23 protein-coding genes and 2 tRNA genes are annotated in these 21,922 nt (G+C 66.2%); all 25 read right to left on the bottom strand.

Translation table 11 applies throughout. The features are described from left to right. Positions 1 to 56: 56 nt before the first annotated feature. The 25 genes from AB1446_11715 to AB1446_11595 all read right to left on the bottom strand — a co-directional run bounded on the left by AB1446_11715 (position 57) and on the right by AB1446_11595 (position 21,920). A tRNA-Met gene (locus AB1446_11715) sits at positions 57 to 133 on the bottom strand. Between the two features lie 114 nt (positions 134 to 247). Beyond that, the gene (locus AB1446_11710) at positions 248 to 1,306 is read right to left on the bottom strand and encodes a phosphotransacetylase family protein (GenBank protein ID MEW6547558.1); all 1,059 of its coding nucleotides are present in this window, start codon (positions 1,304 to 1,306) and stop codon (positions 248 to 250) included. A gap of 10 nt (positions 1,307 to 1,316) precedes the next feature. Continuing rightward, positions 1,317 to 3,419, bottom strand: a complete 2,103-nt coding sequence (gene acs / locus AB1446_11705; protein ID MEW6547557.1) for an acetate--CoA ligase alpha subunit — start codon at positions 3,417 to 3,419, stop codon at positions 1,317 to 1,319. 71 nt (positions 3,420 to 3,490) lie between these two features. Further along, positions 3,491 to 3,577: transfer RNA gene (locus AB1446_11700), tRNA-Leu, on the bottom strand. A gap of 32 nt (positions 3,578 to 3,609) precedes the next feature. Continuing rightward, the gene (locus tag AB1446_11695; GenBank protein ID MEW6547556.1) at positions 3,610 to 3,999 is read right to left on the bottom strand and encodes a S1 RNA-binding domain-containing protein; all 390 of its coding nucleotides are present in this window, start codon (positions 3,997 to 3,999) and stop codon (positions 3,610 to 3,612) included. Between the two features lie 125 nt (positions 4,000 to 4,124). Beyond that, positions 4,125 to 4,493, bottom strand: a complete 369-nt coding sequence (locus tag AB1446_11690; GenBank protein MEW6547555.1) for a septum formation initiator family protein — start codon at positions 4,491 to 4,493, stop codon at positions 4,125 to 4,127. Continuing rightward, the gene (locus AB1446_11685) at positions 4,486 to 4,737 is read right to left on the bottom strand and encodes a sigma factor-like helix-turn-helix DNA-binding protein (GenBank protein MEW6547554.1); all 252 of its coding nucleotides are present in this window, start codon (positions 4,735 to 4,737) and stop codon (positions 4,486 to 4,488) included. Before AB1446_11685 ends, AB1446_11690 begins: the two co-directional genes overlap by 8 nt. A gap of 153 nt (positions 4,738 to 4,890) precedes the next feature. Then, entirely contained in the window at positions 4,891 to 5,235 is a 345-nt protein-coding gene (gene yabQ / locus AB1446_11680) for a spore cortex biosynthesis protein YabQ (GenBank protein ID MEW6547553.1), read from the bottom strand. Positions 5,236 to 5,259: 24 nt separating this feature from the next. Further along, positions 5,260 to 5,562 (bottom strand): sporulation protein YabP, encoded by a 303-nt coding sequence (gene yabP / locus AB1446_11675; GenBank protein ID MEW6547552.1) that lies wholly within the window; start codon positions 5,560 to 5,562, stop codon positions 5,260 to 5,262. A 173-nt stretch (positions 5,563 to 5,735) separates the two neighbouring features. Beyond that, positions 5,736 to 6,659, bottom strand: coding sequence for a SpoIID/LytB domain-containing protein (locus AB1446_11670; protein MEW6547551.1), 924 nt, complete (start codon positions 6,657 to 6,659; stop codon positions 5,736 to 5,738). Between the two features lie 36 nt (positions 6,660 to 6,695). Then, on the bottom strand, positions 6,696 to 6,953 hold the full coding sequence (locus AB1446_11665; protein MEW6547550.1) for an RNA-binding S4 domain-containing protein: 258 nt from the start codon (positions 6,951 to 6,953) through the stop codon (positions 6,696 to 6,698). 24 nt (positions 6,954 to 6,977) lie between these two features. After that, a complete protein-coding gene (locus AB1446_11660) occupies positions 6,978 to 7,253 on the bottom strand; it encodes an HU family DNA-binding protein (GenBank protein ID MEW6547549.1) in 276 nt (91 codons plus the stop codon). 58 nt (positions 7,254 to 7,311) lie between these two features. Further along, the gene (gene mazG, locus AB1446_11655; GenBank protein MEW6547548.1) at positions 7,312 to 8,868 is read right to left on the bottom strand and encodes a nucleoside triphosphate pyrophosphohydrolase; all 1,557 of its coding nucleotides are present in this window, start codon (positions 8,866 to 8,868) and stop codon (positions 7,312 to 7,314) included. Between the two features lie 117 nt (positions 8,869 to 8,985). Beyond that, positions 8,986 to 10,599, bottom strand: coding sequence for a polysaccharide biosynthesis protein (locus AB1446_11650; protein MEW6547547.1), 1,614 nt, complete (start codon positions 10,597 to 10,599; stop codon positions 8,986 to 8,988). 15 nt (positions 10,600 to 10,614) lie between these two features. After that, on the bottom strand, positions 10,615 to 11,175 hold the full coding sequence (gene spoVT, locus AB1446_11645; protein MEW6547546.1) for a stage V sporulation protein T: 561 nt from the start codon (positions 11,173 to 11,175) through the stop codon (positions 10,615 to 10,617). A 160-nt stretch (positions 11,176 to 11,335) separates the two neighbouring features. Beyond that, positions 11,336 to 14,737 carry a transcription-repair coupling factor gene (mfd, locus tag AB1446_11640; protein ID MEW6547545.1) on the bottom strand — a complete coding sequence of 1,134 codons (3,402 nt, stop codon included), beginning with the start codon at positions 14,735 to 14,737 and terminating at the stop codon, positions 11,336 to 11,338. 136 nt (positions 14,738 to 14,873) lie between these two features. Then, positions 14,874 to 15,440 (bottom strand): aminoacyl-tRNA hydrolase, encoded by a 567-nt coding sequence (gene pth, locus AB1446_11635; protein MEW6547544.1) that lies wholly within the window; start codon positions 15,438 to 15,440, stop codon positions 14,874 to 14,876. A gap of 12 nt (positions 15,441 to 15,452) precedes the next feature. Beyond that, positions 15,453 to 16,079, bottom strand: a complete 627-nt coding sequence (locus tag AB1446_11630) for a 50S ribosomal protein L25 (GenBank protein MEW6547543.1) — start codon at positions 16,077 to 16,079, stop codon at positions 15,453 to 15,455. Positions 16,080 to 16,089: 10 nt separating this feature from the next. After that, entirely contained in the window at positions 16,090 to 17,034 is a 945-nt protein-coding gene (locus tag AB1446_11625) for a ribose-phosphate pyrophosphokinase (protein MEW6547542.1), read from the bottom strand. A 5-nt stretch (positions 17,035 to 17,039) separates the two neighbouring features. After that, positions 17,040 to 18,044 carry an NTP transferase domain-containing protein gene (locus AB1446_11620; protein MEW6547541.1) on the bottom strand — a complete coding sequence of 335 codons (1,005 nt, stop codon included), beginning with the start codon at positions 18,042 to 18,044 and terminating at the stop codon, positions 17,040 to 17,042. Beyond that, the gene (locus AB1446_11615; protein MEW6547540.1) at positions 17,989 to 18,747 is read right to left on the bottom strand and encodes a nucleotidyltransferase family protein; all 759 of its coding nucleotides are present in this window, start codon (positions 18,745 to 18,747) and stop codon (positions 17,989 to 17,991) included. The genes AB1446_11620 and AB1446_11615 overlap by 56 nt, the downstream gene beginning before the upstream one ends. A 46-nt stretch (positions 18,748 to 18,793) precedes the next feature. Beyond that, the gene (gene ispE, locus AB1446_11610; GenBank protein ID MEW6547539.1) at positions 18,794 to 19,690 is read right to left on the bottom strand and encodes a 4-(cytidine 5'-diphospho)-2-C-methyl-D-erythritol kinase; all 897 of its coding nucleotides are present in this window, start codon (positions 19,688 to 19,690) and stop codon (positions 18,794 to 18,796) included. A 199-nt stretch (positions 19,691 to 19,889) separates the two neighbouring features. Continuing rightward, on the bottom strand, positions 19,890 to 20,837 hold the full coding sequence (locus AB1446_11605; protein ID MEW6547538.1) for a hypothetical protein: 948 nt from the start codon (positions 20,835 to 20,837) through the stop codon (positions 19,890 to 19,892). Between the two features lie 219 nt (positions 20,838 to 21,056). Continuing rightward, complete coding sequence (locus tag AB1446_11600; protein MEW6547537.1) at positions 21,057 to 21,335, bottom strand: Veg family protein; 279 nt, start codon at positions 21,333 to 21,335, stop codon at positions 21,057 to 21,059. 114 nt (positions 21,336 to 21,449) lie between these two features. Beyond that, a complete protein-coding gene (locus AB1446_11595; protein MEW6547536.1) occupies positions 21,450 to 21,920 on the bottom strand; it encodes a ribonuclease H-like YkuK family protein in 471 nt (156 codons plus the stop codon). Positions 21,921 to 21,922: the final 2 nt, after the last annotated feature.

The raw sequence follows: 21,922 nt of genomic DNA, 5'->3' as shown, positions 1-21,922 counted from the left end.
CCCTCCGATTAAGAGTCGGATGCTCTACCAGTTGAGCTAATGGTCCACCCTGGATTTGGTAGCGGCGGCTGGATTCGAACCAGCGACACCGCGGGTATGAACCGCGTGCTCTGACCATCTGAGCTACGCCGCCACCGGCCAGAGCCTATTATACGTGCATCACCATGACGTCGTCAAGCAAACCGCGGCCAGCGGGCACCGCGTACAAAGCAGGCGCTCCGGGCGCTGGCATCCGTCGGAACTGCGCTCAGGTGCGGAGGGCGCCGAGGATGGCCTGCCAGGCGATACCTTCATCCACCAGTTGCCGGCAGAGGGAGAGGGCCTCCACGTCTTCGGGCTTTATCTTGCGGGCCACCTCCTGCAACTTCTGCACCGTGGTGTAGGTGTCGTAATGGACCAGCATCACGGGAACGCCTCGTTCCGCTGCGCGGGTCAGCACGTTCACGTTGGGGAACAGCCCGCCCGTAAGGACGAGGACGGCGGTGTCGGTCTCCAGGGCAGCCATGCACATGTCGGTGCGGTCACCGCCCGTGATAAGAGCCTTGCGCGGGGCCCGGCGCAGATACCCCAGGGCACTCTCCAGTGTCATAGCCCCGATCATGATCTCTTCCACCAGGTTCCCCAGGCGGTCTTCTCCCACCAGGACCTCTCCGCCCAGGACATCAACGAACTCCCGAACGGTGGGCGCCGAGATTTCGGGCCGGCAGGGGAGAACACCCAGCACCCGCACTCCCTTTCGCTCGATCAGGGGAGCGTACACTCCCCGGGTCTTGTCCAAAAGCGGACGGGGCACGTTGTTGAAAACAACTCCCAGGAGAGGTACACCCCGCCCCTCCACGTAATGGGCAAAGAGAAGGGTCCGATCCACGCTGAAGTCGTTCTCGACGCGACTCACCAGGATGGCCTGGGCACCCAGGTGACCCGCCAGAGAGACGGCATCCAGCCCCAGCGTGAGCATGAGGTGGGGCGTACCCGGGCCCTCGATGAGCACAACATCCCGCCCCTCAGAGGCCTGCCGGTGCGCCTCCTTGATCTCTTCCAGCAGCGCACCGGGGTCTTCGTAGCGGGTCATGTAGTAAGGCCCCGACGAAACCAGAGTTAACCTCTCGGGGGGGATACCCATGGTAAGCAGGGTCGCCATGAGAGAGGCATCCTCGTCGACGCGCCTGTACCCCGTGGGCACACTCCCCACCGGCTTGAAGTAGCCCACGGAGAATCCCCCATCCCTCAGCTTCTGGGCCAGTCCCACGGCCAGCGCGGTCTTGCCACACCCGGGATCCGTCCCCAACAGGTACAGGCTCTTCATGTTCTCCACCTCATCTTATGGTAATCTTCACGTCCAGGGCGGCGAGCCCCTTCTCGTAAGCAAATACCGGGTTGATATCCATCTCGGTGATCTCCGGGAAGTCCCGCACCAGTTGCGCGACCCTGCCGATGGTATCCACCAGCGCATCTATGTCCGCCGGGCGTTCCCCCCGGAATCCCCGCAGGAGGGTGTACGCACGCGTCTCCCGGATCATGGCGTGGGCTTCTTCCCGGGTAAGCCCGTGGGCCAGCCGGAAAGCCACATCCTTAAGCAGGTTCACGTACACGCCGCCCAGGCCGAACATGAGGAGCGGCCCGAACTGCACGTCGCGGGTGACCCCGACGATCAGTTCCCGGCCGGGGGGCATCATCTTCTGCACCTCTACCCCGTACACCACGCTGTCGGGCAGGTGGCTGTGGACGCTCTCCATGATATCCACGAAAGCCCGCTTGACTTCCTCGGGGGTGGCCAGCCCCACCCTGACACCGCCCACGTCGGTCTTGTGCAGGATCTGCGGGGACGCCACCTTGAGCACGACGGGGAAGCCCATGTGCTCCGCCAAACGCCGGGCTGCATCGGGAGTGGTAGCCAGATACGAGGGAGCGCACGGGATGCCGTAGCTTTCCGCCACCCGGAACGCTTCCGACCCCAGCAGGACCACCCTCTTGTCCCGGCGCACGAAAGCAAACACTTCCTCCACCGCACTGCGGTCCACGTCCGGGAACGTCCACTCCTCGCGGGGAACCGGTGCTGCGGACAGTTCCCTGTACCGCAGGAGACCGGCCAGAGCGGATACCGCCGGCTCCGGGAAGGGGTAGCAGGGTATGCCGTTGCCCAGGAGGTAGCGGGTGGCTTCCTCCACCGATGCGCCACCCAGGAATGCCGCCAGCACCGGCTTTTCAGGATGGCGCCGGTGGTGTTCCACGATCTTCTGGGCCACCAGGTCCGGCTCCAGGGTGGCGGTGGGGGTAAGCACCACCAGCACCCCGTCCACGCCGGGATCGTCCAGCACGGCCCCCAGGGCGGCGTCGTAGCGGTCCCAGTGGGCGTCTCCAATCACGTCCACAGGGTTGAAGACGTTGGCCGCCGGAGGCAGCGACTGCCGCAGGCAGTCGATGGTCTCCTTCTCGAAGCGGGCCATGGTGAGGGGGGAATTCTCGATGGCATCTGCTGCCAGCACTCCGGGGCCGCCCGAGTTGGTAACGATAGCCACCCGGTTCCCGGGCGGAGCCGGCTGGCGGACGAAGGCCTGCGCCAGGTCGAACAGCTCTTCCATGGTATGGACGCGCAGCACCCCGGCCTGGCGGAAGGCAGTCTCGTACGCCAGGTCGCTACCGGCCAGGGCCCCCGTGTGGGAGGAAGCAGCCTGAGCACCTGCCTGGCTGGTACCGCTCTTGATGACCAAGATGGGCGTGCTGCGGCTGGCCTCGCGGCAGGCGCGCACGAAACGGTCCCCTTCCTCCACGCTCTCCAGGTAAAGGCATATGACTTTGGTCTGGGGGTCGGCAGCAGCATCCTCGATGAAATCGGCCTCCGTCAGATCCGCCTTGTTCCCCACGCTGATGAACTTGGAAAAACCTATGCCCCGTTTGAGACTCCAGTCCAGGATGGCGGCGCACAGGGCGCCGCTTTGGGAGATAAAGGCGATGCGACCCTGATAGGGGAAGTTGGCCGAAAAGGTGGCGTTCATGGGGGTATAGGTGTCCATGATCCCCAGACAGTTGGGGCCCACCATGCGCATCCCGTAACGGCGGCAGATTTCCGCCAGTTCCCTCTCGCGCTCGGCGCCCTCACGGCCCGTTTCCTTGAACCCGGCGGTTATCACCACCAGGTACCCCACTCCCGCCCGGCCGCAATCTTCCGCCACCGCCGCTACGGCGGGAGCAGGGACGCACACCACCGCAACGTCCACCGGTCCGGGAATGTCACCCACCCGGGGATAGCATTTCAGGCCCTCAATTTCGTCTTCTCGGGGGTTGACCGGATAAATGGCGCCCCGGTAACCCGATGCCAGAAGGTTGACCAGAACGGCGTGGCCGATCTTGCCGGGCGCCCTGGAAGCACCTATCACTGCCACGGCCCCGGGCCGAAACAACCTGTCGAGCAAAGCCATCAGCTCTCATCCTTCCACCGGCGGGCGCCCCGTATCCCAGCCGCTGACGCCCCCGCTACTGCATAAAAAATTGGTGCCGGGAGTGGGAGTTGAACCCACACGGGCTCGCACCCAAGGGATTTTAAGTCCCCCGCGTCTGCCTGTTCCGCCATCCCGGCCTGCGCCTGCTGAATATGGACTCGCGCTGCGGCTACCTGGCGCCGCGGCCTCCCCGCTTGGACTCGGTGTGCCGCTTGAGGTCGGTCAGCCTCTCCTCGCTCTCTTTCATGAACCTGGCCAGCTTGTCCTCGAACGCCATCCACTCAGCCCTCCGGCGCTCTCGGTCTTTTCGCTGACCGCCGCCCGGTTGCGCCTGCCGCACGGACAGTCCTATCTTTCCCCGCTCGTCGTACGACAGGATCTTGACCAGCACCCTGTCGTTCTCCTTCAGGTAGTCCTTGATGTCGCGTACGTAGGCGTCGGCAATCTCGGAAATGTGAACCAATCCGGTCTGACCGTTGGGTAACAATACAAAGGCGCCGAATCGCGTGATACCTGTCACCACGCCTTCCACAACGGCGCCTACCTCCAAACCGGGCATGCGGCGCGACCGTACCTCCCTCGCGCAGAGGCTCCGCCCTTCGATTGAGCGAGCAGCACCGTGCCCATTATAGGGCCAGGGCCGGAAAACTGTCAAGGACATCGCAGCCACACGAAAAAGCTCAATCAGGGAGACCCCGATGGCTCCTGCTCCCGCACGGGGAAGTACAGTACCTCACCAGGGTTCACCAGACCCAGTTCCCGGGCCGCCTGCCGGATGTACTCATCCTGCTGCATCTCTTCGATCTGCGCACGCAGGGTCCGGTTTTGCTCGCGTAAGACTTCCACCGCCAGTCTCAGCCGCTGTTCCTGATGCTTGAGGCGCCACAACTCCCAACCTACCCGCAGGAACGAGGAAATGAGCAACAGGCAAAACGCCGCCACCCCCAGCCGGGCCAGGCGCCGCAGCCACAGCCGGTACTTGGCATTATTGGCCTGCCGAAAGAGACGCCGGGTAGCAGACCGCATCATCCACCTCCGGGCTCCGTCACTCACCTGCAGGTTCCTCTTCGGGTGGAATACCCAGGGCTTCGCCCGGCAGCACGATCACAACTTCGTAGCCCTTGCCTCGGGCTCGGCTGTACAGGGTGGCCACCGTGGCGGCGGAAACCCCCAGGCGCCGGGCGACGGCCTCGTTACTGAGACCCATCTCTTTGAGGACGACCACCTGACGCTCGCGGAAACTGAGTCGTTCAGCCTTGCGGATCTCCAGTTGCGTAGCGGCCGCCCTCCCGGATATGCACAGGCTGTGGACAATCTGTGGACAATCTGGGGACAACCTAAGTACAAAACCTTATTCTTCAGCCGGGCACCCATTTCCTCCTTGCCCGGGCGGTGTCAGCCACCCCCTGGCCCTGCGGGGTCCACCCCGGCCCGCACCCCCATCGCCGGCTCACTCCGCCTTCTTCGGACGGCGGACGAAGCGGGCGAACCGCCGGATTGCCCTGCCCACCGCCCGCAGGAGGAGCCTCACCAGGGGGCTGCCCAGGTAAAAGTACGTCCACACCCCCAGCAGCACGCCCGCGAAAACGTACCAGCGCAGCTGCCCCCAGTTTGCCACCACCAGCCAGGCAGCCAGCCATACCCCTGCCCCCAGGCCGTAGAAGAGGTCGAGCAGGAAGGAGCGTAGCCCGCGGATGCGCCCCAGGTGCCGTGCCGCTTGGTACACGTCGAAGGACACTCCCAGGCCCACACCGGCCAGGACCATCACCGATAAGGCATAAAGGTCGTCCCCCACGCCCACCACGGCTTGCTGCCCGGCCTACCGCAGAATGCGTTCCCACAGGCTGCTGCGACCCTTGCCCCGGACGCCCCGTACCCGCGGGACGGCGGCATACTGCAATGCGTTGATCAATCCCTCCACCGCAAACTGCCCCTGCTCCACGTCCACGTTCTGGATGTGCAGGTCCTGGCCCCTAATGGTGAGCATTCCCAATTCGGTTTCCAGGACGATCTCTTCCTCGTCGAATGACTCGACCCGGGACACGCCGCGCACCTCCAGCTTCTCCCGGTTCACTATGGAGATCACATGCTCACCCAGTCCTTCCAGGTTCTTGTCGTCCATCCCGGGCCCCCCTCGTGGAACACTTTCCCACCCCAGGGTATGCGCGCCGGGGACAACTTATCACTGCACCCGGTGCCCGCCCCCTCAGACACGGTACCGCTCTGCGCCTCGCGGCCAGCCGCTCGACCGCCGCTGCGCCCAGACGCTCATGATCGTCAGCCAGGTGCTCACCTTCAGCGCCACCTGCGCTCGAGCACCGTCCCCGGATAGTAAAAGGCCAGAATGCTTTTGAAGCCGTGACCGGCCTGGGCCATACCCAGTGCCCCGAACTGCGAGAGCCCCACCCCGTGGCCGAACCCCCGCCCCATAATCGCGATCCGGCCACCGGAAACCTCAATGCTGTCAATAAGGGTGGACTTGATGCGCATGCCGCCGTCCACTTCCAGGCGGAACCGGGCGGCGGGAACCTCCCTGCCCCCGAAGTGCAGCGTCACCGCCCGCCCGGAGGGTCCCCGTGCCGCCACCCGCACAGGTGTCACCTGCCCCAACCTAACCCCCATGCGCCGGGCCGCAGCACGCACTTCTTCGGCGGTCACCCACGCCTTCCAGCGCATGCCGTCACCACTGTAGGGATCGGACCGTGCCTGCAGGTAGGGAGCATCTCCGCGGAAGTCCACACCCTCCTGGGGCGTAGCCGTATACCCGCCGGAATGGGCGTGGTAGAACGCCTGGGCCAGCTCCCCCCTGTATGTGAGCACCAGCCCGCGGGTGCGCGACACGGCACATCTCACCGCCGGCGTTATGGCCTCGGGGTTGTAAGCCTGGAAGTGACCGGGGTCATCACACACATCGGTACCGTGCACCCGCCGTACCCCGCCCCGGGTCAGCCGCTCGACCGCGAAGGTCCGGGCGATGACGGCCTGAGCAGCCAAGGCTTCCACCGGCCAGCGGGGATCCATCTCCGCCGCCACCACCCCCTCCACGTATTTCTCCATGGGGAGGACGAGCCGTTCCCCGGACCCATGCCGGTAAATGGTTACGGCCGGTTCTCCCCCGAAGGGACGGCGGTACGACGGCGCCTCCAGAACCGCCTGGGCGGCAAGGGAGACCAGGGCAACAAACACGAGGGCCACCCTGGCCGGACGAGACAGTTCCATCACCCCGCCCGCTAGGGTGGCCCGTACGTTCTGCGGTTAGTCGCGGCGCTGGCTGGAAACCACGGCATACATCTGGCGGGCCTCTTCCGCGGAAGCACGTTCTCGCAACTCGCGTACCTCCACCTCGAGTACCCGCCACTCCATGTCCAGAGTGATGTGATCTCCCACGCGCACCGGGCTTGCCGGCCTGGACACCCTCCCGTTGATGCTGACCCGGCCGGCCAGGCACATCTCCCGGGCCCAGGTGCGCCGTTTCACCAGCCGGCTGACCTGGAGAAACTTGTCCAGGCGCAAGGAAACTCCGCCCGCAACCCGGGACTACTTCACGACCGCTTCCTTCAGGCTCTTACCCGGGCGGAACACGGGGGCCCGCGCGGGGGCGATGGAAATCTCTTCGCCGGTCCGCGGGTTGCGACCCTTGCGAGCCGCGCGGTTCCGCACCTCAAAGGTGCCGAACCCGACCACAGCCACCTTGCCACCCCGGCTGAGTTCCTCGTGGATGGCCTCGAAGGTGGCGGTAACTGCCTTGTCGGCATCCCGCTTGGTCATCCCCGTCTTCTGCGCGACCACTCCCACCAGATCCGCCTTGTTCAAGCCCACATCCTCCTTCCCTTTTTTGCCACTCCCGCTACGACCTGATTCGACAAAAGTCCTATTTTTCCTGCCCCTTGGCCGCTTCCCACAAGGAATCCATTTCCTCCAGCGACATCTCCCCCACTTTCTTCCCCGCCTCCCGGGCCATCTTCTCCATGGCGCGGAACCGGCGGGAAAATCGATCCACCGCCCCCTGCAGGGCTAACTCAGGGTCAACGCCCAGAATGCGGCAGGCATTCACCGCGGCAAACAGCAGATCGCCCAGTTCCCGCTCGATCGCCCCACCGTCCGTCCCGCCAACCCCATGCGCTCCGGCAACGGCGCGCACCTCGTTAAGTTCCTCCTCGACCTTCGCCAGTACCCCGGCCACATCGCCGGGCTCCCAGTCGAACCCCACCTCACGGGCCCGCCCCTGTACCCTCCACGCTCGCTGTAGGGCGGGAAGCACCGCCGGTACCCCGTCCAGAGCGGAAGCCGCCTCTCCCCGCTCCTCCTTCTTTATCTCATTCCACCGCCGCAACACCTCTTGGGGTGTCCCGGCGCTCGCGGTCCCGAATACGTGCGGGTGACGCCGGACCAGCTTTTCTACCAGCAGGTCGCACACGGTGCCCAGGTCAAACTCCCCCTCTTCGCGCGCAATCTGGGCATGCAGCAGCACCTGCAACAGTAAGTCTCCCAGTTCCTCGGCCAGTTTATCCCTTGCCGATCCCCGGCAGTCGTCGCGCCAGGCGCCCTGGACAGCCTCCCCTCCTCCGTAGGCCTGGCGGATAGCCTCCGACACCTCGTATGCCTCCTCGATGACGTAAGGGCGCAGGCTCAGGTGGCTTTGTTCCCGGTCCCAGGGGCAGCCGCCCTCCCCGCGCAGGCGGGCCACCACTTCCACCGCCCGCACCATCTTCTGCGCCAGGGAAGCGGGCAGCCCCGGCCCGGGCAGGGCGGGTACCCACAGGCTGCTGGCGGGGCCGGCGTGAGCTCCCCGATCGAGATCTACCAGGGGCAGCCAGGTGACCTTTTCCCCGCAGGCATCCCCCCTCACCACCGCTACCTGGTGATCGGGCGGGTACACGTCAAGCAGCCTGAGCTTGAGATCCCCGAGCAACAGGGGATGCCACAGCTGACATACGAGCAGGGGCTTGTCCCCCCGCGGCATCCAGCCGGGAGGAAGGAGGGCATCCACCACCTCCAGGCCATCGGTAAGGGGGTCGCGGCCCAGAGCGGTGAATACTGCCTCCAGAAAGGAAGGAGCACCCAGCACCTGCACTTCCACGCCCCGGGACGGCGCCTGTTCCAGCAACATCGCGACCGTACGTTCACCCAACAAAGGGTGGCCGGGCACCCCGTACACCAGTGCGGCGGTCTTCTCCACCCTCGTCAAAAGCTCCTCAACCATGTCCCGGTAGAGGCTGTCGAAGTCCTCTGCCCCCTCATACCGGCAATCGAATGACTCCCAGCATACCCCCTGCTGCGTCAGCCAGGCAGCCAGGGGGTGGTAGGCGGTGCGCAGCAACACAGGGGCCTGTCCCCTGGGCGTCTCCCCACTCAAGATCCGCAGATTACGGGCCGGCACGTCCTCTGCCGGCCCGGGCCCCATCCCCACCGCATAAATGACCTTCAACCCAACCTCGGCCTCCTCCCACTACCCGGCGCCCGGCAGCGGGGGTCGTCCCGCACCGCCCCCGCCGTTGACCCGCGCCCCACCGCAGCACCGGAGAGCGGCGACCCAGGCCCGCTACTAAGGGCGGAGCAGACCGCTCCTCTGGAGCCAGCGCTTCAGGAACCGGGCCCTCGCCGGGAGCATTTCCAGGTCGCTCTGCCGGAATCCTCCCACCACCAGCAGCGCCACCACGTAGAGACACACTCCCCCGCCCACTGCCACCAGGGTGCCTCCCCACGGCGAACTCGTGGCCCCCAACCCCGACCGGTAGAGGGCAGGAAGGCAGAGACCCATCACCCCCAGGGCTGCCGCCGGGCGCAGTACCAGGTCGGAAAATGAGGCCACCCGGCCCAGCTTCCGCAGGACGGCCGCCATCCCCAGCAGACCGGCCAGAGCAAATCCGGCCACCGTGGCCCAGGCCGCCCCTGGCACCCCCCAGGAATACCCGGCATACCAGGTAAGCACCAGCTTGAGCAAGGCGGCCATCCCCAGGTGCCAGACCGGCAGGGTAACCTCCCCCAGGCCCTGGAGGATGCCCGCGGTGGCCTGCTGGAGCCCCAGGAAAACCACCGCCCCGGACAGGGGACACAGGGCCACTGCCACCTGGGGATCCCCGTACAGGGTAAGGCAGATGGGCCCGGCCAGTACCGCCAGGCCCAGGGCTGCCGCGCCGGTGAACGCCACCGTCAGACGCAACCCCGTACCCGCCTGGCTGCGCACGCCCTCCTTATCCCCGGCGGCCAAGCAACGGGCCACTGCTGGCACCAGGGCCAGTTGCAGGGAGGCGCTGAACAGCGAAGGCAGGTTGACGAGGGGCATGGCGCCACCCGTCAGGCGCCCGTACCAGGCGGTGGCCGCCTCGGCCGAAAACCCGGCCTGTTGCAGGCGAGCGGGGACCACCACATCCGCCAGGGTGAAAAGCGTGAACATGGCTCCCGTCATGGACACCGGTAGCGCCTGCCCCAGGAACTCCCGCAGCACGGGCACCACGCCCTCGACCTCCCCGGCGCCCCGGCCACCCACCCAGTCCCGTGCCGCCGGCCGGGCGCCCCTCCAGACGGAGGGCAGGGTACGAGTACACCAGACCAGGTAGCCCAGACCAGCCAGCCCGCCGGTGACTGCCCCGAAAGCGGCGCCTGCCGCCGCCCGGGCCACCCCCAGTGGGAGCAGGCACCAGCCGAGCAGGAACATGGTCCCCACCCTGACCATCTGTTCCACGATCTGGGAAACCGCGGGCGGGTACATCCTCATGTACCCCTGGAAGAGACCCCGATAGGCGCTCATGACCACCACGGCCAGCACGGCGGGGGCCACGGCCTGCAGGGCGGCAGTGGCCCGGGGCTCCCGGTAGACCGTGGCCGCCAGCCAGGGAGCCGCCCAGAAAAGTGCCGCGCTGAGCAGGGCCCCGGCGGCCCCCAGCAGGCCCAGCACCGCCCGGAACACCGCCCCCACCTGCTGCGTCTGTCCTGCCCCCAGCCGCGCCGACACCATGCGGGAAAGCGCCACGTTGGCACCCGATGTGGATAACACGAGCAGGGTGCTGTATACCGGGTAAGCCATCTGGAACAGGCCGATCCCTTCCGGCCCCAGCAAAGGGTAAAGAAACACCCGGTATACGGCACCCAGTGCTCGCGCAGCCAGCCCGGCCAGAGTGAGGATCAGTACCCCCCGGAGAAAACTATCCTCCCTCAAGCCGTCCCCCCGTCTCTACTGCTCCATCTGCTTGGCCAGGAACCCGGCGGCGGTCTCCGCCAGCTTAATCTCCAGCTGGGTCATCTGGACGTCGGGATCGCGGGAGCATATGCACACCGCCCCCAGCGGGTCGCCCTCCGCCACGATGGGGGCGATTACGGCGGCGGTGAATTTGGTCTCTTCCTCTTCGTCCCCAACCACGCTTCCCTTAATCCGGGGTTCCGCCTTACCTCCCACCACCAGGGTCTTGCGCTCTTCCATGGCGGTTTCCACCAGGGATCCGATGGGCTTGTTGAGGAACTCCTTCTTGGGGGCTCCTGACACCGCCACCACCGTGTCCCGGTCGGTGATGAGGGCCACCTGACCCACCGCCTCGTACAGGGAGTCGGCGTACTCCTTCGCGAAGTCACCCAGTTCCCCGATGGGTGAGTACTTCTTGAGGATGACCTCCCCGTCGCGATCTACGAATATTTCCAGAGGGTCACCCTCGCGGATACGGAGGGTGCGGCGTATTTCTTTCGGGATCACTACCCGCCCCAGGTCATCGATGCGCCTGACGATGCCCGTGGCCTTCATGGACAACCCTCCCTTTGGCCCGGCTTTCGGGCTTAGTATATAGCTTACCTTACAGGTTTATTCATTTTTTCCAAATATGGGGCCCTGCCCCCCAGCACCACTACCGCCCCGGTAGCATGTGACCGGGACGGGGGGGACCCCTACCCGGGCCTGACCTATCTCAGCGGGCGCCGACGGGCGCGGCCAGGATTTGCTCCAATTGGGTCAGCACATCTTCCAGATCGCCCAGCATCATCTCCGGGGAACGGCCCTGCACCGATAGCGTGAGGGTGGGACGGCGCCCCCCGCTGTACGACACGGGGCCGCGCAGCCTGCGGGGCATCTCCCGGGGAAGGCGGATGAGCACCCGGTCGCGCACCTGAGTTACGCTGGTGATCCCCAGGCGCTGGCAGATGGCCTTGACCCGGGCCACCGCCAGCAGATTACGGGCAGGCAGGGGCATAGGGCCGTACCGGTCCTCCAGTTCCTCACGGACCAGGGTGGCATCCTGGGCCCCCCGGATGGCCCCCAGCATCTTGTAAGCGGCGATCTTCTGCCCCGAGTCGGGGATCCACTCGTCGGGGAGGTAGGCATCCACCTTCAGTTCCAGGGTGATTGGCACCTCCTGGGGGACGGGCTGGCCCTGCAATTCCCGCACCGCTTCTTCCAGCAGGCGGCAGTACATGTCAAGGCCCACCGCCATGATGAACCCGTGCTGCTCGGGTCCCAGCAGGTTCCCCGCCCCCCGGATCTCCAGGTCGCGCATGGCGATCTTGAACCCCGAGCCAAGCTCTGTGAATTCGGAAACAGCCTGCAGCCGACGCTCCGCCTGCTCCGACAGACGCTGGTCGGGCCAGAAGGTGAAGTAGGCATAGGCAAGGCGGTTGGAACGCCCCACCCGCCCCCGCAACTGGTAGAGCTGGGCCAACCCCAGTTCGTGGGCGTCCTCCACGATCAGGGTGTTCACGTTGGGCATGTCCAGACCGGACTCGATGATGCTGGTGCACACCAGCACATCATACTGCCCGTTGAGGAATTCCAGCATCACCCGCTCCAGTTGCTCCTCGCGCATCTGACCGTGGGCAATGGCCACGCGGGCCCGCGGGACCAGCCGCTGCACGCGTGCGGCCGCCCGTTCGATGGTGCGTACCCGATTGTGCACGTAGAAAACCTGTCCACCCCGGCGGAGTTCCCTCTCGATGGCCTCCTGTACCAGGAATTCCGAGTATTCCACCACGTAGGTCTGGACCGGGTAGCGATCCTCGGGCGGCGTCTCGATCACGCTCATATCCCGCAGGCCGGCCAGGGCCATGTGCAGGGTGCGGGGGATGGGGGTGGCGGTAAGGGTGAGCACGTCCACGTTCATGCGCATCTGCTTGAGGCGCTCCTTGTGCGCCACGCCGAAGCGGTGCTCTTCGTCCACGATGAGCAGGCCCAGGTCCTTGAAGGCGACGTCGTCCTGTAGCAGGCGGTGCGTGCCGATCACGATATCCACGGTCCCCCGGCGCAAGCGCCGCAGCACCGACTCCTGCTCCCGGGGCGAGCGGAAGCGGGAAAGCACCTCCACGCAGATGGGATATCCAGCCAGGCGTTCCCGTAAGGTGTAGTAGTGCTGCTGGGCCAAGATGGTGGTGGGGACCAGCACTGCCACCTGCTTGCCGTCCATTACAGCCTTAAAAGCGGCCCTGATGGCTACCTCGGTCTTGCCGTAGCCCACGTCCCCGCACAGCAGGCGGTCCATGGGCCGGGGATTTTCCATGTCCCGCTTGATGTCTTCCGTGGCCTGTCGCTGGTCAGGGGTCTCCTCGTACCGGAAGGAATCCTCAAACTCCCGCTGCCAGGGGGTATCGGGGGAAAACGCGTGCCCCGGCACCGCCTGCCGGACCGCGTAAAGTTTCAACAACTCCTGGGCCATCTGGCGCACGGACTCCTTGACCCGGTTGCGGGCCCGCGTCCACTCCGTACCCCCCAGCCGGTTGAGGCGGGGCTGGTGTCCTTCCGGCCCCACGTACTTCTGCACCAGGTGCACCTGCTCGGTGGGCACGTACAGGGCATCGCCCCCCGCGTACTGCAGGAACAGGTAGTCCCGTTGCACCCCCTCGATCTCCAGGGTGCGCACCCCGAGGTACCTTCCGATCCCGTGGCTCTGATGCACCACGAAGTCCCCGGGGCGAAGTTCCCCCAGGTCCAGGCGCACCCCTTCTCTGGGTCGGGGCAACTGGCGCCGCTTGGGGCGCCCGTACACCGCCGCGTCGGTGACCACGATCAGGTCCAGGAACGGTAATTCGAATCCGGTCTCCAGGTCACCCTCCGTGACCAGCACCTCTCCCGGATCCGGGACCCGGCTCAGGGGGACCAGGCGGGGGGCCACCACCCCCTCGTCAACAAGCCTTTCCGCCAGGGCCCGCCCCCGGTCGGAAGTAGCTGCCACCACCAGCACCCGGCCCCCGCGCCGCCACCGGCTCAGGTCGTCCAAGAAGGAGGGCCAGTGGCCATGGTACGCGGGGACGCTGCGGGCGGGGAAATCCGACACCTCCGTCACCTGCTCGGTCCCCCGCTGGTGCAGCAGGGAAAAGAGGACGCGCGGGTGGCCCGCCAGTCGCCGCTGCAACCCCTCTACGGACAGATACACCTCCACCTGCCGGGGAAGGAGCAGGCCCTGGCTCAACAGGTGAGCCACCTGTTCCGTGCCTGCCTTCCCGGCTTCCTCCCCGGCCTCCCGGAGCCGGTCAGGTTCATCGAGGACGACCACCGGCGCTTCCGGGAAGTAGTCCAGGATGGTGTACTCCCGCGGGCAGAGGTAAGGAAGGTATTGATCCAGGCCGGGGAAAAGGCCGTCCTCCATCCTGGCCAGGTGTTCCCCCACCCTCTCCTGCAGGCGACGCGCTTCCTGCGGCCTGCCCTTTTGCACCAGCCGCTCGACGGCGCGGGCCAGGTCGCGGGCGATGTCCTGGCGTGCTGCGTCGCGCCGCTCGGGCGAGAATACGTCCTCCCGGGCCGGGCCCACCGCGATCCCGTCCAGCGAGGCCAGGGAACGCTGGGTAGAGGGATGGAAGCGGCGTAGCGACTCCACCTCGTCCCCGAAGAACTCAACCCGGACGGGGAACTCTTCTCCCGGGGGGTACACGTCCAGGATGCCGCCCCGCCAGGCGAACTGGCCGGGCCTTTCCACTGTGTCTACCCGCTCGTAGCCGGCTTCCTGCCAGCGCCTGGCCAGGTCGCCTGGGGAGGCCACCGCTCCCGGCTGGAGGCGCATGTCCAGTCCTCCCAGCCAGGCGGGATCGCCCAGCCGGCGCAGGAGCGCACCCAGGGGAGCCACCACCACCCCCTTCTCCCCCCGCAACAGGGAGGTGAGGACGGCCGCCCGGCTCCAGACCAGGGAACCGGACCGGGCGAGCACCTCGTATGGCAGCACCTCCAGGGGCGGGAATACCCAAACTTGCCCTCCCAGCAGGGTGCGCAGGTCCTGAGCCCGGCGCTCGGCCAGGGCCGTGGAGGCCGTAACCACGAGGAAGGGCTTGCCGCAAAGACGGTGGAGGGCAGCGATCACCAGGGACCGCACCGACCCAGGTGCACCGTGCACCAGGCACGCAGGCACCCGCGTCGGCCCGTCCCCATCCTGAACCGGTGGGGCCCCGCCCCCGGACGGTAGCCCGGCCTCCCCGCTCTCTGACAGCCGCCGGGCCAGGTGCCTTATCTGTTCGCTCTGAGCGCAAAAATCAACCAGGGGAAGCATTGCCCGAATTAACCCACCCCATGGCCACGTCCAGGCCGCGAGCCAGCAGCATGGCACACCCATCCATAGCCCTCTCGACCACGGAGCGGAAAAACCTCACTTCCTCCTCGGTCATGGGACTGAGAACGTACTCGGCGGGGTCGACACCGGCGGGGGGACGGCCTATCCCCAGACGGAGCCGCGGGAAATCCTCACTCGCCAGGGCCCATATCACCGACTCCACGCCCCGGTGTCCGCCCGACCCCCCGCCCGGACGCATGCGCAACCGCCCCGCCTCCAGGTCCAGGTCATCGTGGATCACCAGCAGGTCGGCGGGCACCAGGCCGAGGTGAGTCACGGCCTGCTGCACCGCATGCCCGCTCAGGTTCATATAGGTCAGGGGGACAAAAAGACCCACCCTTTCGCCTTCTACCCGGCCCAGGCCCAGCATCCCCCCGCCCAGGTGCTGGGAGAGGGGGATATTCCACCTGAGGGAAAGTCCCTCCACCACCCAGAATCCCAGGTTGTGACGGGTGAGGCGGTATCTCTCCCCCGGATTACCCAGCCCCACGAACAGCCGCAGCTAGGCACCACCCCCAGCGGGCGCCTCTTCAGGTGCCTCTTCCTGGGCCGGTTGGGCCTCTTCCTCACGCCTGGGGGCCAGTACCGTGACCACCACTTCGTCGGGTTCTTCCACCATCCTGACCCCGGGGGGCAGGCGCAGGTCGGCCACCGTAAGGTGCTCCCCGATCTGGAGCCGCGATACGTCCACCTCGATGTCGGCCGGGATGGCCGTAACCGGGCACTCCACCCGCACGCGCGGGAGCTGGTGCTGCACCACCCCTCCCCGGCGTACGACCTCCTCGCCACCCCTGATGACCACCGGGATTTCCACCTGCAACACGTCTCCCAGGGAAACCTGCTGGAAGTCCAGGTGCAGCACCCGCAGACTGACGGGGTCCCGCTGGATCTCCTTCAGCACCGTGGTCCACTCCTGGCACTCACCGTTTTCCAGGTCGAGCCGCACCACGGTACCCGTCCCCAGACCGGCCATGAGATAACGAGCCAGTTCCTGGGCCGGCACCTGCACGGGGATACTCCCCACCTGCCTGCCGTAGAGGACAGCCGGTACCCATCCTTCCCGCCGGCTGCGATGGGCCTGCCCCTTTCCCGCCTGCCGGCGGCGGGCCTTGAGCCTGATCTCCGCCACTTTCGTCACCTCACTGGAACATTTCCGATACGGACATATCGGAATGGATGCGCCGGATAGCTTCCCCCAGCAAGGGGGCCACCGAGATCACCTTGAGCTTGGGACCCAGGCGGCCCCTCTGGTCGATGGTGTTGGTCATTACCAGCTCCTCCAGGGTGCTCTCCTGTATCCGGCGGGGAGCCTCGCCGGAGAGGATGGCGTGCGTGCAGCATGCATAGACCGCCTTCGCCCCCCGGCCCATGAGCGCCTCGGCGCTCTCCACCAGAGTGCCACCTGTGTCCACGATGTCATCCATGATTATAGCCACTTTTCCGGTTACCCGTCCAATGACATTCATCACTTCGGCCACGTTGGGCTCGGGTCGCCGCTTGTCCACGATGGCAAGAGGGGCCCCCAGCCTCTCGGCCAGCCCGCGGGCCCGGGCTACTCCCCCTACGTCCGGGGAAACCACCACTACGTCCCCCAGGTCTTTCTGCCGAAAGTAATCGGCCAGCAGGGGGGCGGCCGTAAGGTGATCCACCGGAATATCAAAGAAGCCCTGGATCTGCCCGGCGTGGAGATCCATGGTGAGCACCCGGTCCACCCCCGCCACGGTGAGCAGGTTGGCCACCAGCTTGGCCGTGATGGGCTCCCGACCCCGGAACTTGCGGTCCTGGCGGGCGTAACCGTAGTAGGGCACAACCGCCGTGATGCGCCGGGCCGAGGCCCGGCGGAGCGCATCTATGATGACCAAAAGCTCGACCAGGTTCTCATTCACCGGCCGCGAGGTGGGCTGGATCACGAAACAGTCGTGCCCGCGCACGCTCTCTGTGATCATCACCCGGACCTCGCCGTCAGCAAAACGCTTGAGTTCCATGGCTCCCAGGGGGATACCCAGGTACTCGGCCACCTCGAGCGCCAGGGGAATGTTTGCTCCCCCGGCAAACAACTGCAGATCTGCTCCCAACCCTGCCACCCTCGTTACCTCCTATCGCGCTGCCTTATTATCGCCAGTGGCCCCAGGGATGCACCCTTCCTGATGCGCACCTGTCCTTCCACCACCGTGCCCGGCCCGATGACCACGTCCGGCTCCGCTTCTACGCGATCATCCAGGAAAGCCGAGGCGGGATCAACCACCGTCACTCCCTGCCGCATGATGCCCTCCAGGTGCGCACGGCGCAGGGTGAGTTCCACCCGCGCCAGTTCCAGCCGGTCGTTTATGCCCACCATCCGCTCGGGCCGGACAGGAACGGCAACCACCGCTTCACCCTCGCTAAGCAAGACCTTCACGGCATCGGTTAGATAAAACTCGCCCTGGGCGTTGCCCTGCCCCACCTGCTCCAGGGCACCCCACAGGCGGGGTGCTGCGAAGCAGTAAACCCCGGCATTGACTTCGTTGACCCGGCGCTGCTCGAGGGTGCAATCGGCCTCTTCCACAATGCCCGCCACGCGCCCGGTTCCGTCGCGGATCACGCGCCCGTACCCGGTGGGATCGGCAAGGTAAGTAGTGAGGAATGCCAGGGCCGCCCCCGCTCGTCGCCGCGTCTCCACCAGGACTCGCAGGTCGCCGGGATCGAGGAGCGGGGTGTCGCCGTACACCACCAGGACGTCCCCCCGGTGTTCTTCGAGGAGAGGCCTGGTCACGAGTACGGCGTGGGCCGTCCCCAGCGGCCGCTCCTGGTGCACGAACTCCACCTCTTTGGGAGCTGTTGAAACCCCGCAAGGCTCCAGCCCGGCACGCAGTCTCGCCTCTACCAGCCCAGCCTGTACCCCCACCACCACGATCACCCGGGAAGCACCCGCGCCCCGCACGGCATCCAGCACGTGCTGCACCAGCGGGCGGCCCCGCAGGGGATGCAACACCTTGACCAGGGAGGATTTCATGCGCTTGCCCTCCCCGGCTGCGAGCACCACCGCCACCAGATCCGGATCAGGCTCGGGAGGCCAGGATCGCTGTGACGAGTTCCAGGTCGGCCGGTTTGTCAACGTCTATCCCCACTTCCGGCCGGCGGCTGACCACCGCCCGCCCGCTGATGTGGAAGTAACTCTGCACCCGCCTCTCGGCTTCCGCCAGGGTGAGCCTTCCCAACAGGTACTTAAGTACCAGCACCGGCCCCAGCATGGAGGCCAGCCCCAGGGGGCTCTTGCGCAGGTCCGTTACCCGTTTGAGCAGGGGAAGGATGGCCAGGGCCGCGCCCGGGTTGAGCATGAATAGGTTGCCCCCCGTCACGGTGAGATCACGCAGCCCGATCCAGCTTCGTTTCGCCTGCGGATACCGGGAAACGATGGCCTCCCTGGGGATGACGGAGTAGTAAAAATCGTATTGCCCCAGGGCTTGGCAGTCTGCCAGGAACCCCTCCACCACCTCGGGGGTAATGAGTGGGATGTCGCCGGTGGCCACCACCACGGGTTCGTCAGGGGGAAATTCTCGCAGGCCCCGGGCCAGGTTGTCCACCAGGTCCCCGGTGCCTTCCACCACCTGTACCCGCGGACGGGCAGCCAGATACCCCAGGGCTGCGGGTCCCACCACCACCACCCGTTCCAGTTGGGGGCAGCCAGCCAGGGCTTCCACCACGTATTCCACCAGGGGGCGACCTCCCAGCGGGATCAGGGCCTCGAAAGGAGCATCGCTTACCTCCCGCAATCGCCCCCGGTTAGGAGCACCCGCCAGCACCAGTCCGCCCGTCATACCCTCCCCTCCTTCCCACAAGCCGGCAGCAGGAGCCATCCCGATTTTAAGAAAAATCTCCCTCCCCGGGGTAGAGGGCCCAGCGGCCCATGGGACGGCACAAAAAAGCCCGGTGCCCCCGGCCACGGGCCAGGACCACAGCCCGGTACGCTGCGGACACCGAAGGGAAGATCCCGAACACGGCCGGACCGCTCCCGCTCATCTCGGTGCCCAGTGCCCCGCATCCCATCAGCAGCTCCCTGACCTCCCCCACCTCGGGAACCAGATACTCCGTGATCGCCCGCAGGTCATTCCAGAGCGCACCCGCCACACCGGCCAGATCACCGCGGCCCAGTGCGCTCCGGACCGCCTCTACCCCCTTGCCCTCCGGCACCGGTCGGCGTGGGCTGCTGTCCCAAAGGCGGTACACCTCTGCCGTGGCTACCTGGCGGGGCGGACACACCACCACCAGCGGGCAGTCGGGCAGGCCAGGGAGCGACTCACACCGGTCGCCCCTTCCTTCCCCCAGAGCGGTCCCCCCCGTAAGAAAGAAAGGCACATCGCTCCCCAGCTCGGCCGCCACGCGCACCATCTCGGCCGGGGGCAGACGTGCCTTCCACAGCCAGGTCAAGCCCCTCAAGGTGGCAGCGGCATCCGAGCTTCCTCCGCCCAGACCGGCGGCCGGGGGGATGGCCTTGAACAACTGCACGCGGACCCCGCAGGCGGAATGGCCGCACATGTCCCGCATGGACCGCGCAGCCCGGTATGCCAGGTTCGCCTCCCCCTCGGGGACGCCCGGCCAGCCACAGGTCACCGCAAGGTCAGGAGACAACTCCATCAGCACCAGGTCACACAGGTCGATGGCCTGAAATACCGTGCGTACCTGGTGATACCCGTCGCAAAGGCGAGGGCCCACCTCGAGGGCCAGGTTGACCTTGGCACAGGCGGGGAGGAGTATGGACACGTGATCACCCGCGGTCGCACCACCCCGGTGCCGGACGCCGGCATGCCGAAGGTGACCGCCATTCTTGCATTCTCGCCCACCGGTGGCAATTCCTCTGCTCCCGGCCGGCAACCTCCCGGCTGCCCCCCGTGGCAGGACACCCGTGACTTCGGGGCCGCCCCATAGCTGGCGTGCCCTTGCAGCGGTCTGCCCATTCCGGTTACGCCAGTTCCACGTCGAGGAGGTCCAGTACCCGGCGGATCTCACAGGCGATGGTGGCCCGGTCGGAGCCCGCCGCCAGCAGCCCCACCGCCCTGCCTTCGGGAGTCACGATCAGGGAGCCGCTGTCTCCCGGGGCACCCATGGCGGTAAAGACCAGTTGCTCGCTGAAGAAGGCCCACTCGGTGTCGGAAACCGCCACCCTGACGGCAGCGTGCACCACGCGCAGATGCCCCCGCGTGAGGCCCGTGGTGCGCCCGCTCTTCATCACTTCCAGGCCGATCTCCGGGTCGGCAATGCCCGTCACCCGGCCCACTTCCACGATGGTGGGGTCGAGGGATATCCCGGGCAAGGGGCGCGCCACGGCCGCGTCTACCACGTTCTCCCTGCTCCGGCGAGGGTAGAGACGGATGCCGTATGAGGGACGCACCTTTGCCACCAGGCGGTCCACGATCTTCTCCACCCGGCGCGCCACCGGACAGTATGCGGTGGTACCCGCCCCGGCGCGAAACAGAGGCACGAACCGTTCCAGGTGGGCCACGGTATCTCCTTCTGTTCCCCCATCGTAGGGGGCCGGCTGGCGGATGGGATCTCCCCTCCGGGCACGATCATCCCTGCCGTCGGTGCCGTTGGCCAGCACATGGTTGTTGGAGAGGATCATGAGGTCGCCGGTGCGCTTGTCGCGCACCACCGCGCCCAGGGTACCGGCACCACCCCGCCAGTGTCCGATGCTGACGCCGGGGACCAGAGGTCGCACCCGATCGGTGCGAGCCAGCAGCACCAGATCCCCGACCTCCACCACATCGGTGAGCACCTGACCCAGCCGGTAGGGGACGTGGTGACGACGGGGCAAGTCGCGGGCCTCCACCTTCCGACGTACCAGCACCGTCACCCCCAGGTGACCGGTGGGCTCTCCGCCCACCTCCTTGTACCCAACACCCACTCCCACTACGTTGTCCAGCGCCAGGAGGTGACGCCGAGCCCGGCACAGCGAATCAAGAACCCTGTCCAGGTGATATCACCTGCCCGCTGTTACCCCTGTTATGTAACCATCCTATGCGCGGGTACACACGGCAGGTGATAGGGGCAGCTACTGACGGAACCCGGCAGCCAAAGCAAAAAAGAAACAGGCCCCCACGCGGGGGGCCCGGTCAGCGAAGCCCGTGCGCTAACCGTTGCAAACCTGGAGGCGCTTCTCTCCCTCTTCAGTGCACACGATCACTTCTACCGCTGAGGTGAGTACGTCTGTATAGCTGAAGGAAACCCGGCGCATGGGTATCTGCTTGCCTTCGATCTTGACCACGAAGATGGAGGGGTAGGTCTTTTCCAGGATGCCTTCCTTCTCGACCACCTTCTTGCGCCCCTTGTTGGCGCGCACCCTGACCTTTTCTCCCACGTGGCAGTCGATGTTTTCCCGGATTGCTCGCAGCACCTGGCTGGTCGGCATAAACATCCTTCCCTTCGCCCCGCCAAAAGCAACCTGATGTTCCAATTGTATCACACTTATACGCCGCGGTCAAGAAACACTCATTCTACGCCTCAGCCAGGTGCCTGTCAAGGGTCAGCGGGCGTATTTGTCGGCTACCTTGGAAGCACCGTAGGAGTTGGGCTTGATCTTGGCATCGAACCCGGTGCCCGCGACCATGCCCACCACCTCGCGGATCATATCCCGGGTCTCCCCGTTGCGACCGATGTCCAGGTGGATTTCGATGTCCAGGGAAGCACAGCCATTCTGGGCAAGGCGTTCGGCAATCCTGCTGGCCACCCCCAGGGACAGGGCAGCCTCATAGAAGATGCGCTGCCTCAGGCTGGGCATCTTGCGCTCCCTGCGCCTGGTGAAGTAGTAACGTCCTCCCTTGCCCAGCCGGTGAATGATCACCGCGGTCACGAAAACGACGTCCTCGTGGACCTGGGAGTCCGTACCGATGATCAACTTGTATGACGCGTCGGGGTCCTCGGCCACGAAGCTCATGATGTCCGCGAACATCTGCTCAAAGCCCAGGACGCCCCTGGTTGGGCTAGTGAAGTACATTG

The sequence above is a fragment of the Bacillota bacterium genome, from assembly GCA_040757085.1.
GTDB lineage: Bacteria > Bacillota > Sulfobacillia > JACIYH01 > JACIYH01 > JACIYH01.
Note: the sequence above shows the minus strand (reverse complement) of the source record. Positions and strands in the feature narration are given on the sequence as shown.